Here is a 14,304-nt window from a genome sequence, read left to right as displayed (position 1 = left end):
TAAAGTGAAAGAGGATTTGAAAAGTAATTTTCAAATATATATTTGAAAAAAATGACTCTGTGTCTTTTTTGTGAAATTCATCTCCGACCTAAAAGAGGTCGGAGTATTCTTTCACTAATTTGATAAAAAAATGGTGATTAAATGAGCGGACCATGGGTAGAAAAATATAGACCACAAAAATTGGAAGACGTTGTAGGACAAAAGCAAATCGTAGCTAGACTTGAAAAGTATGTAGGCGAAGGAAGCATGCCTAACCTAATGTTTACAGGTCCTGCAGGTGTCGGTAAAACAACCACAGCCTTAGCACTGGTAAAATCCATATTGGGAGAATACTGGAGACAAAACTTTTTGGAATTGAATGCGTCTGACGCAAGGGGAATCGATACCGTAAGGGACCGCATCAAAAGTTTCTGTCGTTTGAAACCTGTCGGCGCCCCATTCAGAATAATATTCCTGGACGAAGTCGACAACATGACAAAGGATGCACAGCATGCGCTTCGTCGTGAAATGGAAATGTATACCAAAACCGCTTCATTTATACTTTCATGTAACTATTCATCAAAAATCATTGACCCTATTCAATCAAGATGCGCAATATTCAGATTCGCTCCGCTTAAGGCAGAGGAAATCAAAGGCCGACTCGAATACATTTGTGAAAATGAAGGATTCGAAGCAACAGATGAAGGCCTTGATTCAATAGTCTATTTTGCCGAAGGAGATATGAGAAAGGCAGTCAATGTCCTTCAGGCCGCAACTTCAGAAGGCGAAGCTGTGACAGAGGAATCCGTTTATGAAGTTGTGTCCAAGGCCAAGCCACAGGACATCGGAAACATGATAACCAAGGCGCTTATGGGAGACTTCATGGGTGCAAGAAACATCCTAAGGGAAACCATGGTGCTTCAGGGAACCAGCGGAGAGGACATGGTAACCCAAATCTATCAGGATGTCTCAAAAAGGGCAATTGATGGAAAAATGGATCCCGGAATTTATATGAATCTGATTGAAGCTATTGCCGAATGCGACTTTAGAATAAGGGAAGGAGCAAATCCAAGAATACAGCTCGAAGCATTACTCGCACAATTCTTATAAGGTATAGAAATGTTATGGACTGATAAATACCGACCTCAAGAGCTATCGGAAGTTGTTGGTAACAAAAAAGAGATAAAGATTATCACTGATTGGGTCAGCGAGTGGAAAAAAGGCAACCCGCAGATACCCCTACTTCTGGTTGGACCTCCGGGCATCGGAAAAACCACACTTGCATTGATTATAGCAAAGGAATTTTCAGAATCAATTGAGCTGAATGCAAGTGACAAGCGTTCACAGGATGTCATCAAAAGCACTATCGGAGAGTCATCAACCTCAAGGTCCCTCTTTGGAGACGAATACAAGCTGATTATTCTTGACGAGGTTGACGGAATTCACGGAACAAATGACCGTGGAGGAGTGGCCGAAATTGGCAAAATCATAAAGTCATCACAGCATCCGATGATTCTGATGGCCAACGACTTCTACTCAAAAAGGCTGCAGTCAATAAAGCCGAAATGTCAAGTAATCAAAATGAAAAAGTCCCGATGGAATTCAATTTCAGCATTGCTTAGAAAGATTGCGCAGGCAGAAGGTGTTGAAGTCGAACCTGCAGCACTGAAGGAGATTGCGGTCAAATCACAGGGAGACGTTCGCTCAGCCATCAATACCCTGCAGGCCCTAAGCGATAAGGACCACACCCTTGAAGTCAAGGATGTTGAAGGCATGGTTACAAAAGATACTCGCTCAGACATCTTCAATGCAATAACAGCCGTTTTGAAAAGCAAAACACCGGCACATGTCAAGGAAGCGATGTGGATTGAAGAGGATCCTACACTTGTAATGGAATACATTGCCGAAAACATTCCGAGGGAATACAAGAAACCTGATGAAATCAAAAAGGCATATGACTACATCTCAAAGGCCGATGTCAACTTTGGAAGGGCTCAAAGCAGCAGAAACTATGGCTACTGGAAATATGCAAGCGACTTTATGGGAATCGGAGTGAGCAGCGCAAAGCATGACACCTACAAGAAGTTCACAAAAATCCAGACCCCAAGCATCTTTGGCCTTATGAGCCGCAACCGTGCCAAAAGGAATCTGCGAGATGACATTGCGGATAAGATGTTTGACAAGATGCACGTTTCACGAAGAGTGGCAGTTTCAATGTTTCCATACCTGGAGATAATGTTTCAAAATGACGAGCTTGCATGGGAAATCTCAGACTTTCTAGAGCTTGAGGAAAATGAAATCAAAAGGTTCAGGAAAAAGAAGATACCTAAAAAGGTCATCACAAAAATGGAAAAGCAAAAAGCTCAAATGAGAGTTGAAGAACGTGACAGGCGTGCAGAAGAGCTTCAAAACCAAATGATGAACGTGATTCCCGAAGCTGAAGAGCCTTCCGGTGATGATGATTTGCCGTTTGAAATTCCAGGCATTGAAGAAACACCATCACAAGAAGTCACAGAAGAGCCGGAAATTATTGAAGAAGAAGAAAAAGTTGAAGAGAAAAAAGAGAAAAAGGCAGATAAGCAAACAACACTTTTCAGCTTTTGATTTTATTTTTTAATATATTATTGTGAATTTAGCTTTTCACTGACAAACACGCTGGCGCTGACAACATTATCCTTATACTGCGGAGCGACATCATCCAGAAATTCACTGAATGAATGGGCCATTTCATCTTTATTTTCGCATTCAATTAGGTCATGACCATCCATTTTCAAAAATGAATTAATCCAGTCAAGCGATACGCTGACCAAAGGATAGATTTCACCTTCCCTTTTAGTCAGGTTCAGGCCTTCACCCTTGAAAATGCCTTCAAAAACATTATTCACCTGGTCATCCAAAATCAGGGGATTAACCGCCAGGTCATAATCTCCCTCATATACCAGCTTTGCACCATATTTTCTGGTGTATGGCTCCATCAAAAGCTCGACTAGGAAATTGTCCTCAGGCATCAGTATCCTGGAGTTGGGCTCGATTTCCAATGCCAGATGCTTTGATGACTTTGCGCAGATTTTTTGGAACAGCTTATTTCTCACGACCTCGATTTCCGGATACTGCCTGTTGAATGTGGCTTCCTTTTTCCTTGAAAACCTTGAAAACCTCAGATTGTTGATGTAAATCTTTTCGGGAGTGTATGATATGAAACGGGTGTCCACCCCAATAATCTTGAGATATTTCAGGACATCCTTTTTGGATGTTGAAAAGTCCTCCTCTTCACTTGCCAAAGCAGAAATATCAAACAGAAAATCCATATTATCCTCACAAACCAAGTGTTTTTCTCAAAGCGTCTTCCATAACATCAACCGGTGCATCACGGCCTGTCCAGATTCTAAAGCTTTCAGCACCCTGATAAAGAAGCATTTTAATTCCATAAACCGGCTTTGCGCCTGCCTTAACTGCTTCCTTTATAAGTACGGTATCGTTTGGATTGTAGACCGCATCAAATACGACCAAATCATCATGCATATTATCCGCAAGCACGATTGGCTCGACATCAACATTCGGATGCATTCCGACAGGTGTGGTGTCAATCAGGATATCGGCATCAGCCACATGACTGTTAATTTCAGACATTGAATCTGATTTAACATCATTAATCAAATTGGAACTTGAAACATCATTAGCCAGATTATCAGCCTTTTCGACATTCCTGTTTAAAATTGTTAAAGAATCGGCCCCATATTTTGCAATGTAAAATGATATTGCTCTTGAAGCACCTCCGGCTCCTGCTACCACAACATTTCTATTTTTGATTGAAGTTACCTCTTCAATTGCCTTTACCGCACCGATGCCATCGGTATTGTAGCCTTTAATGTCCTTAAAATCGATTGTGTTGACGGCACCTATCAGGGCTGCAACCTCGTCGATTTCATCCAGATGTTTCATGACATCAATCTTATGGGGTATTGTTACATTGAATCCCCTGATATTTAATGATTTGGCACCATCAATGGCTGATTTAAGGTTTAGGGGATCAACATCAAAAGCGACATAGGCATAATCCATACCCAAAGCCTTGAATGCGGCATTGTGCATTGGCGGCGAGAAACTGTGCTCGACAGGATGTCCTATCAATCCTACAATATTTGTACTACCTTTAATATCCATAAAAATAAATTTCCTTTGAAGATAATTTAAAAACTAGAAATTAATGCCTATATTGTAGGAAAAACCTACAATAACCAGGTTAGACATTAATTATATCCATTCATTTACGAGGCTTCCACTAGAGAAACACTCTTGATAATAATTATATAGAATGTCATATATAAACATGATTGTTAAGGCAATGACAGTGCTCATTGAATCCAGAAAAAGCCTCCATGGAAACCTGGTAATTTCCAAATAAAAATTCATCAATTGTGATTATTATCATTGCCTTAATTTAATTTAGGAGAGAGGTGAAATGGAGCGTTATATTCCTATTTCATTGCAAATATTAACATCAATAACATGACGATATTGAAGTAATATGTTGCAATCAGGAACATAATTAGCTCCATGCTTTCACCTCACTTAAATGAATGGAGAAAGGAGAATCAAAACAACAAAAAATTGCAGTGAAAAATAAGTAAGTATTTTCTAAAAAATACATCATACTTATCTACCTCCTTTTGATATTAACGACTTTTTAACATATTATTATATATTAAATCATATTTAAGGCTTGTTGAAGCCATTTTGAAAAATTGTAGCCATTGAAACATAATATATAAAGTTTTCCATTGTTTTTTTAAAATTCCATAAACAAAAGATTATATAACTTTGCAAAAACATAATTATTATATCATATACAAGGAGTGTAAAAATGGAATTTACAAGACCAAGAGGTACCAGAGACTTTCTATTTGAAGAAATGAGAGAAAGAAAACAAGCTGAAAGTACCTTAAGAAAAGTATTTGAAAGTTATGGTTATCAAGAAATCAAAACACCTTTATTTGAAGAATTAAAGTTATTTACAACAAAATCAGGAGAAGAAATTGTAAACCAGCTATACAATTTCAAGGACAAATCAGACAGGGAACTTACATTAAGACCGGAAATAACAGCACCAGTGGCAAGACTATACCTTAACGAGCTTGAAAAGACTGCCGTAAAGCCTATCAAATTATATTACTACGGAAGCTGCTTCAGATATGAAAGACCTCAAAAGGGCAGGTTCAGACAGTTCTGGCAGTTTGGATGCGAGCTGATCGGTGCAAAGACCCCACAGGGAGAGGCCGAAGTAATCGCATTATGTTCAGATGCAATCCAATCACTGGGAATCACAACAGCAGACGTTAACATAAACCACTTAGGAATCATCAGGGGACTCTTCAAGCACTTTGAAATCACACAGGAAACCCAAAGAGAAATCATGGTCGTCATCGACAAGGGCGACAAGGACTTACTGATAGAATCCCTGAGCGGCGATGAGCCGGTAATCGACAATGACGAATTGAACCAGATTCTCTTGAAACTCATCGACCTTGTTGGGGACAAGTCCATCATATCAGATGTTGAGGAATTGATCGCTCCATACGACGAGCCAAAAGAAGCATTAGAAGAGCTAAAAGAGTTAATTACCTTATTGGAAGCATTCGATGTGGAAAATTACACTTTAAACCTTGGAGTTGCAAGGGGTCTTGACTACTACACCGGAATCGTGTTTGAAATCTATGTTCCCGAACTCGGCGCCCAAAAGCAGATCTGCGGCGGAGGGTCATACAGCCTTGTAAAACTCTTCGGAGGCCAGGAAGTTGAATCAACCGGTTTTGCACTCGGTTTCGACAGACTGATGAATGCGATTGAGGAGCTCACCGACAGAGAAGAGCTTCCTTCACACCTGGATGTCTATGTCGCTCCAATCTCCAAAGACGTAAGAGCCAAGGCATTTGAAATAACACAGCTTTTAAGGAAAAACGGCTTCAAGACCGATGTTGACTTGAACGGCAAAAAATTCAAGAAGCTCATGAACTACGCAGATAAGATAAAAGTTGAAAAAATGGTCATAATAGGCGCCAATGACCTGGCAGAAGGCAAGGTTACCGTCAAGGACATGGTCAGCGGTGACCAGGAAGCAGTTGACATTGAAAATATCATAAATTACTTGAATGGGGAATGAACATGGAAATAAACTTCAGGCATGAGATAAATGGCGTTAAGGTCATCACTGCAATTGCACAGGATGCCGAGACAAAAGAAATACTTATGCTGGCAAACATGAACAAGGAAGCATTAATCAAAACAATAGAAACAGGAAAAGCACATTATTGGAGCACCTCAAGAAACAAGTTATGGCTTAAGGGAGAATCCTCAGGACATTTCCAGGAGGTTAAGGAAATCCTTGTAGACTGTGACATGGATGCAATCATTTTAAAAATCAGTCAGACAGGTGCAGCATGCCATGAAGGCTACCGCTCATGCTTCTTTAGGAAACTGAACACACAGCATAAAATTGATATTGAAAACCTGAACGATGATGATTTGGAAATCATTTTAGAGAGAATAATCAACCCAGAAGACGTGTATTAAAATGGAACGTATAATACCGGACACAAGCGCCGTAATCATAGGTGCAATTTCTGAAATCATAGAAAGGGATGAGCTTGATTTTCCGGAAATAATTGTGCCTGAAGCGGTGGTTTGTGAACTAGAACATCAGGCCAATGCCAACAGATCTGAAGGCCATAGGGGATTAAGAGAACTTCAGAAACTGCAGAAACTGCAGGATGAAGGCAAACTGGCAGTCAGCTTTAAAGGAAAAAGGCCTACAAATTACGATATAAGATATGCCAAAAGCGGCGAGATAGACGGCATCATAAGGGACCTGGCAAGAAGCGAAATGGGAATCCTTGTAACCAATGACAAAGTGCAGGCGGAAGTTGCAAAGTCACAGGGAATACCTGTCTATTATCATGAACAGGAATATGAGATAAAGCCGCTTTCAATTGAAAAATACTTTGATGACGAAACAATGTCCGTCCATCTGAAGGAGAATGTTGTGCCGATGGCCAAAAAAGGGACACCCGGACACATTGACTTTGTAATATTGAATGAAAAGCGCTATAGCTACAGGGAACTCAAGGAGATCATGGATGAGATTCTTGACAAGGCAAAAAGCGACCCTAAAACATATCTGGAAAGCGATAAGGAAGGGTCATTTGTTGTTCAGTCAAGGGAATACAGAATCTCAATAGCATATCCTCCATTTTCAGAAGCTTTGGAGATAACTGCAGTCAGACCTGTTGCAAACATTGATTTGAACGAATACCACTTATCAGATAAGCTTTTAGAGAGAATCAGAACCAATGCAGAAGGAATCCTGATTTCAGGTTCACCAGGGGCAGGAAAATCAACATTCGTACAGGCAATAGGAAAATACTACTCATCAAAACTGAATAAGGTAGTAAAGACAATGGAATCCCCAAGAGACCTGCAATTACCTGACGAAATAACCCAATACGCCCCATTGGAGGGCAGCATGGAAAATACCGCTGACGTACTGCTGCTTGTAAGGCCCGACTACACCATCTATGATGAGCTCAGGAAAAATACCGATTTCAACATATTTGCCGACATGAGGCTTGCGGGCGTCGGAATGATTGGTGTTGTCCACGCAACACGCCCTATCGATGCAATCCAAAGGATAGCTTCAAGGGTGGAGCTTGGAGTAATCCCTTCAATCGTTGATACAAGCATCTACATTGAAGACGGTAAGGTAACAAGCGTCTATGAGACAAAGATGACCGTAAAGGTCCCTACCGGAATGAAGGAGGCGGACCTTGCAAGGCCTGTCATTGAAGTGAGGGACTTTGAAACAGACGAGCTCAAAAACGAAATCTACACCTACGGTGAGCAGACCATTGTAATGGATATCGACTTGGTGAGCGGCTCCGGAAGCGAAGAGGGCTATAAGTCATCAGTCGACAAGATCGCCGAGCAGGAGATTTTAAGAAAAGTCAAAAAGCTTGTCCCTAAAAAAGCGAAAGTTGACGTTGAAGTCATTTCACCTGAAAGGGCGAACATCTATATCCCTGAAGAGTTTGTTCCAAAAATAATCGGCAAGAACGGAAAAAGGATTGCTGAGATTGAGGAAAGCATTGGAATTAGCCTGGGCGTCGAAGTGATTGAAGCGAAACCTATCAATAAGGCCCCTTTCGAAGTGGACATATTGCATACCAAAAAACAGCTGATTCTAGAACTTGGAAGGGACAACGGCCGCAAAAACTTCGATATCATGATTGACGGAGAATATCTGTTGACCGCAACAACCTCCAAAAAGGGAGAAATAAAAATCAAAAGAGGAATAGAATTATCCGACTTCATCATAGAAGCCATTGAAATGGACTTAAAGATAACAGCCGTTCAAAAAATGTGATTAATATGAAAATTGGAGCATCTACATTAGCAGGAATCGAAAACGATTTGGAAAATGTTTTGGAATTCATTGAAGAGCTGGGCATCGAATATGCCGAAATCGTTCACCAGTATCCTCACGATAAAATAGACATTGAATCATTGGAGAGCTTTAATTTGAAATATTCCGTCCATGCACCGTTCATGGATGTCAATATCGCAGCGCTTCAGGAAAAAAGCAGACTTAATTCAATCATGCAGATTAAGGAATCAATTGATTTTGCCAACAAAATAAATGCGGAAGCTGTCGTTGTCCATCCGGGACTTGCAACATTTCTGGCAAACAAATACTTCTTGGATACCGTTTATGAATTTGCAAATGAATCAATTAGGGAAATAGGCGATTACGGACGTGATTTGGGAGTTCTCACCACCATCGAAAACATGCCCACATTTGACGGCATGCTTTACAAGAACATGAATGACCTGAATGACCTGCTCGTTTCACTTGACATGTCCATGACACTTGACATCGGCCATGCCAACCATGCGGGATACTCGCCGGACGAGATGATTTTTGATTCAATTAAACACATACATATGCATGATAATTTTGGTGATGATGATGCACACCTATCATTTGGTGAAGGCTCTATTGATTTAAAAAGCATCGTCAATAAATTAGAAGAAAAAAGTTATGATGGCATCTACATCATTGAAGTAAATGATACCGATTCTATCAAAAAAAGTTATGAGTACATGAAAAGGAACTTCTAGAGAAGTCTCTTTTCCTTTATTTCCTTTTCAAAATAAAGGTATTTAGAATCAATTACCTTTCTAATGTCCTTTGCTGTTTTTTTACCTATTCCTTCAACTTCCTGCAACTCATTTTCAGAAGCATTGAACACCTTTGACACACTGCCGAAGTGCTTCAACAAATTCTTGGCATTTACGGGACCTATGTTAGGCAGGGATTCGACAATGAAGAGTTGCTGTTCCAATAGGCTGAGCGGTTTTTTATCTGTACGAATCTGGATAGGAGTTCGCTCCCCATTCTGCTCACGAATTGCAATTCTCTTTATCATTGCAGCAGTGTCCTGAGCGTTTCTGGTAGGCAATATGCTTATTCCAAAATCAATAGCTATTGAAGCCATTGTTCCCCTTATCGCATTCGGGTTGATAAATCCTGTGTACAGGTCATCCCCCTCCAGAATGAGGATCGGATGCTTGAATTCCTCGGACAATTCCTTTGCCTGCTTGAATAATCTTTTGTCAACGATTGAATCGACAAAGTCCTTAGCGGTTTTTCTTTCAATTGCGACCTCATCGCTTACCTGATAATCTGCAACGGCCATGGACCTGACCTTAACATCAATTTCCATTTCGGTCAGATGTCTGATTACTTTGGAGTTTCCCTCACGGGAGTCCGCATAGACAATTGGAAAATCATTTTCCTCCTTGGGCTTTTCGATGACCTTGATATGCTTCTGATTCTCCATCCTTTCAACGGCGGAAGCATTGAGCTCCTCCAAGACAGCAGGGTCAATAAGCTGGTTCTTCATATGGTCCTCTTTTCTTATGCTTGACCAATAATAGGCCTCATCACGGGTCCCTTCAGTGATTAAAACTTTTACACGGCCGGTACGTTTACGTCCAGTCCTGCCACGCCTCTGTATCATGCGCACTTCAGATGGAACAGGCTCATACAACACCACCAAATCAACAGCGGGAATGTCAATACCTTCCTCGGCTACACTGGTTGACAGCAATACATCATATTCACCCATTCTGAATGACTTGATAATTGCCTTCTGCTGCTTTTGGGTAAGACCCTTTTCACCGTCCTTTGATGCCTGACCAAAGAACTTGGCTGATTTTATGCCTTCCTTCTCAAGCTTTTGGTGAATCATCTCAAGAGTGTCACGGTATTGAGTGAATACAATGATTTTTGAAGCGCCTTCATCACTCTTATCATCAAAACGTGTAGTCTTAAGCTTGGTTTGGCCGTCATCCCCCAGTTCCTGCTTCAGGATTTTAGTTATTTCACGCAATTTGGGATGCTCCCATCCATACTTCTCGGCCTGTTTTGCCAATTTGACTGCACGGCCAAAATTATCATCAGCCATCAAGGATTTGGCAGCCTTGGTCTGCTTTTTGCGCAATCTTCCAACATACTTGTTGAATGTCTGGATGCCCTGAGTCTCAATCAGCTCCTGGGCATGCTGAACATTGATGACTGCACTCAAAATAGAAATGGCACGGAACAGTTCCTTATCCGGATTGGCCGAACGGGCGATTTCACCCTGAACCCTTCCTCTTGCCTTCAGAATATCCACTTTACCGACGGAAACTGTCTTAATGATGCCCATATTCTTTAAAGCCTTAAGCCTTACTTTCAATGCCTTGTCAACACATTCCTTGATTTTAGCAAGCTCAGAACTCATCTTGACCTTAACCCAATCAATGCCGACGGGGTTGAAATAAGGCTTAACATCGGCGTCATCTTCAGTTTTGACGACGATATTCTGAATGTAGAGGTTTTCGCACACTTCCTTGATTTTATACTTGTCAGAACCAGGAGAGGCGGTGAGTCCCAAAATAAGATTGAAGTTGGATTCCTGAACATAACGGGATGCCAGGTATACGTAGGAATATGATCCGACTCCATGATGGCATTCGTCAAAAACGATTAAGGACACATTGCTCAAATCGTATCTGCCGTTCAACAAATCGGATTCAACTGTTTGCGGTGTTGCTGATATGATTCTTGACTCTTCCCATCTTTTAACCCTTTCATCGGTTTTAACGGCACCTGTAATTGAACTGCAAGGTAGGGTGATGAATTCCTTGAAGCTTTCCTCGTGCTGAATTGCCAATGGCTTGGATGGTGCAAGAACAAGAACCTTTGAGTTTTTAACTTTATTTAATCTATCTGCAGCTACAAGAATGGCCACGATTGTCTTACCTAACGCAGTAGGTGCAACAACCATAGTATTTCCTTTTTTTAATACATCTCCTGCAAGAATCTGCTGGTATAACCTTGATTCGATTGCATCTTTTTTGAGTAAAGGATGATTTATGTAGCTTGCCATAATATCATATTAATTTCATTTAATATTAAAAGGTTAAGAGAGAGCATTTGAAAAGTAATATGGTTTCCCTCCCTTTTTGTGCAATTCAATACTGACTTTTGCATTCTTAAGAAAAATTATAATTCAAAAACAATATCCTTGAATTTGGTGGCTGCTTCACCAATGGCTATCACCATTTCACAGTCAAGGTTTAGAGCTTTTCTCAAACCGTCACGAACTTCATCTTCTGAAGCGCCCAAGGTTCCTGTCTTTTCAAAGTCATCGACATGGTTCAAAAAGATCCTGTCATTGAGTTTCGGATTGTTCCTTAACTTCTCAAGCGCCACTTTCTGTGAAGCCATGGAAGCGGGTACAATGAACTTTGAGAATTTCAGAACGCTGTTGAATATGTCGACATCACCGACCTCGCCTGATTCGGAAGACACTGTTATCACTGTTGTAAAGTCGCCGAATAGCTTTTTGAATTCCTTCAATACGGTTTCGACACCTGCAGGATTGTGTGCATAGTCAACGAAAATGTCCTTGCCTTTAACCTTGCCAACCTCTTCCATTCTTCCACTTACACCTGTGAAACTGGCGATTGTAGGCAATATTTTTTCATAAGGCAGGTCCAGGAATTCATGAGCAGCAATGATTACTCCTGTGATGTTGTAGACATTGTGAAGTCCATCCACTCCCATCTTGACTGTCAATTTTTCAGTCGGGGTGTGAAGGTCGAATGTCCTGTTTGCCAAATCGACGTTTGTCGCAATATAGTCAACCTGAGGGGTTGTAACTCCGCATTGGCAGAAGTAATATCCGCAACCTGAAATTATTTCCTTTACGGCAACCTCACGTCCGCAGACGCATTCCTTCATGCCTATTGAATCCGGAAGCTCATCAACACCGAAGGTGATCACTTCACCCTTGAAATCAAGCTCGCGAAGCAATCCCATAATTGTAGGATCATGTCCGTTGACAATCAGCTGTCCTATTCCCAATTCCTTAATGAATTCAGCCTTGACGTTTGCATAATCCATGAAGCTTCCAAGGTCATTGAGATGGTCTGGAGTGATGTTTGTAATCAGCCCGCTTGACATTTCAGTATGTTTGACTATCCTTCCAACGGTTCCCGGAACTCCAAAGGTTCCAACCTCCAATATTCCAACATCCCCGTTGAGTCTTGACTGCAGAATCGGAATGAATTCGGCATTGCCCTGCATTCCTTCAAGGTCATGTTCGCATGGCTTTATGCTATTGTCATATGCGATTTTCTTGAGGAGTGTGGTTGAGGTTGTCTTTCCATTGGTACCTGTTATTCCAAACACCGGTTTTTCAGGCTTAATCATTTCAATTACTTCTTCCAGGCCTAAAATCGGCTTTTCACAATTCCTGATTACTTCGGCATCTGCCGGTAAGCTTAAAGGCGGAATAACGTAATCCGCTTTTTTGAAAAATGTGTCGGGAGTGTTTCCGTAAAAGACTTCAATGTCGTATCCTTCCAGGGACTTTGCAAATCTGCAGTCTTTCTTAAATGCCAGGTCTGTTCCTACAACATCATAGCCCCTTTGCTTAAGCACTCTTGCTATCAGGTTACCGTTTGCTCCGCAAACTCCGATGACTCCGAAGGTTGTATTCTTATTCATATTTTCTGCTCCCGTCCTTAAGTCCTTTCATAATCTTGTTTAGTATATTGACCCTATCAAATGATATGAGCGGTCCCATATGCAATATGATATCTCCCGGTTCAGAGTATTTGAATGACAGTTCAGCGGCCTCCTCCAGAGTGTCGGTTGCAACCTTTATCATCTTTTCATTGGTAATCGCATCCAAAATCTCATAGGCAATGTGGATTTCAGTCTTTTGAATGGATTCGTCAAATCCGCTTGCAAGCACTGCCTTTATATTATCGTATTCATCAAGAATTCGGCCAACTTCCGCCTTGTCCCTCACCCAGGAGGTGTCAAAGTGGTCCAAAAATACCACAAGGCTTTCGCCTTCAAAATAATCCAATGTGGCCCTTATGCCGTCAGGCAGGAATGCCGCATCAATAATCACTTGCCTTCCGTTATAATCCCCATAATCTTCCATATGCGCTGAAAGGCCTTTGAATGTTGACAGAGCCTTAATGATATCTTCTTCACTGATTCCATATTTTATACCGACAGCGGCGGCTCCAACCGCATTTTCAAAGAAGTAGCTCATCATATTGAATGGAGTTGTAAATTCGCCTCCGTCATATGTGACTGTCAGTGACTTGTCTCCCATAGTTCCCTTAAAGTCAACATCATCGTCCATTGTATAGAAAATGGTGTCATCCCTAAGCAAATCTGTCTCATTCAAACATTCGCTGTTGGCAATGAATGTTTCGCTGATGTCCTGAATGATTAATTTGCGTAAAAGATACTTTTCATAGGACCCGCCGAATTCGTTCAGGTGCTCTTTGGTGAGGTAGGATAAAATACCGATTTTAATATCCAATTTATCCAAAAGACCCAGTGTACCGTGAGGAAGTTCAAAAACAGCAATGTCGCAGTTTTGGGCCTTGCCGGTTATTATGCCGTCAATGATAGTCTCTGAAACCAGATTGTTTGCAAGTGAGGAACATGACCATACGTTATATCCGGCTGCCTTGAAAACGCTTGTGATAAGCATTGTTGTTGTGGTTTTGCCCATTGATCCGGTTATTCCGATGACATCAACAGGAACGAGTTCATTGACCATCTCAGAGAAATCCTCATTGGTCAATACTTTAACATCACTTTCTGCAATCAGTTTTGCAATCGGCGCATCGCTAGGTAATGTGGGAGGCATGTAAACCGCTTCAATGCCATCCAAAGTAGGTTCAGGATTTTTCAAA

The 14,304-nt window shown here is 41.2% G+C and carries 11 protein-coding genes; 6 read left to right on the top strand and 5 right to left on the bottom strand.

Annotated elements, in window-relative coordinates:
- The first annotated feature begins 141 nt into the window (after nucleotides 1-141).
- Both E7Z79_RS07425 and E7Z79_RS07420 read left to right on the top strand, forming a co-directional pair.
- Nucleotides 142-1,089 (top strand): replication factor C small subunit, encoded by a 948-nt coding sequence (locus tag E7Z79_RS07425; RefSeq protein ID WP_303739327.1) that lies wholly within the window; start codon nucleotides 142-144, stop codon nucleotides 1,087-1,089.
- A 9-nt stretch (nucleotides 1,090-1,098) separates the two neighbouring features.
- Entirely contained in the window at nucleotides 1,099-2,583 is a 1,485-nt protein-coding gene (locus tag E7Z79_RS07420) for a replication factor C large subunit (protein WP_303739326.1), read from the top strand.
- Between the two features lie 17 nt (nucleotides 2,584-2,600).
- Here the strand turns inward: E7Z79_RS07420 and E7Z79_RS07415 are convergent, their stop codons facing one another.
- Nucleotides 2,601-3,287, bottom strand: coding sequence for an ATPase (locus E7Z79_RS07415; protein ID WP_303739325.1), 687 nt, complete (start codon nucleotides 3,285-3,287; stop codon nucleotides 2,601-2,603).
- A gap of 7 nt (nucleotides 3,288-3,294) precedes the next feature.
- A complete protein-coding gene (gene aroE / locus E7Z79_RS07410) occupies nucleotides 3,295-4,143 on the bottom strand; it encodes a shikimate dehydrogenase (protein WP_303739324.1) in 849 nt (282 codons plus the stop codon).
- A 700-nt stretch (nucleotides 4,144-4,843) separates the two neighbouring features.
- Here aroE and hisS point away from each other — a divergent pair.
- From hisS to E7Z79_RS07390, 4 genes are read left to right on the top strand one after another with little or no spacing between them, the layout of a single operon-like run.
- The gene (gene hisS, locus E7Z79_RS07405; protein WP_303739323.1) at nucleotides 4,844-6,139 is read left to right on the top strand and encodes a histidine--tRNA ligase; all 1,296 of its coding nucleotides are present in this window, start codon (nucleotides 4,844-4,846) and stop codon (nucleotides 6,137-6,139) included.
- A gap of 2 nt (nucleotides 6,140-6,141) precedes the next feature.
- Entirely contained in the window at nucleotides 6,142-6,549 is a 408-nt protein-coding gene (hisI, locus tag E7Z79_RS07400; RefSeq protein WP_303739328.1) for a phosphoribosyl-AMP cyclohydrolase, read from the top strand.
- Nucleotide 6,550: 1 nt separating this feature from the next.
- Nucleotides 6,551-8,395 (top strand): PINc/VapC family ATPase, encoded by a 1,845-nt coding sequence (locus E7Z79_RS07395; protein WP_303739322.1) that lies wholly within the window; start codon nucleotides 6,551-6,553, stop codon nucleotides 8,393-8,395.
- Between the two features lie 5 nt (nucleotides 8,396-8,400).
- Complete coding sequence (locus E7Z79_RS07390; protein ID WP_303739321.1) at nucleotides 8,401-9,150, top strand: sugar phosphate isomerase/epimerase; 750 nt, start codon at nucleotides 8,401-8,403, stop codon at nucleotides 9,148-9,150.
- On the opposite strand, the gene E7Z79_RS07385 is transcribed toward E7Z79_RS07390, so the two are convergent.
- The 3 genes from E7Z79_RS07385 to E7Z79_RS07375 all read right to left on the bottom strand — a co-directional run.
- Nucleotides 9,147-11,465, bottom strand: a complete 2,319-nt coding sequence (locus tag E7Z79_RS07385; RefSeq protein ID WP_303739320.1) for a DEAD/DEAH box helicase — start codon at nucleotides 11,463-11,465, stop codon at nucleotides 9,147-9,149. The genes E7Z79_RS07390 and E7Z79_RS07385 overlap by 4 nt on opposite strands.
- 116 nt (nucleotides 11,466-11,581) lie before the next feature.
- Nucleotides 11,582-13,090 carry a Mur ligase family protein gene (locus E7Z79_RS07380; protein WP_303739319.1) on the bottom strand — a complete coding sequence of 503 codons (1,509 nt, stop codon included), beginning with the start codon at nucleotides 13,088-13,090 and terminating at the stop codon, nucleotides 11,582-11,584.
- On the bottom strand, nucleotides 13,083-14,304 hold a 1,222-nt coding region (locus tag E7Z79_RS07375; RefSeq protein ID WP_303739318.1), incomplete at its 5' end, for a Mur ligase family protein. The genes E7Z79_RS07375 and E7Z79_RS07380, both read right to left, overlap by 8 nt.

It is taken from the genome of Methanobrevibacter thaueri, from assembly GCF_015062905.1.
In the GTDB taxonomy this organism is placed as follows: Archaea; Methanobacteriota; Methanobacteria; order Methanobacteriales; family Methanobacteriaceae; genus Methanocatella; species Methanocatella thaueri_A.
The sequence above is the reverse complement of the archived record's forward strand: the minus strand, read 5'-3'. Positions and strand labels throughout refer to the sequence as shown.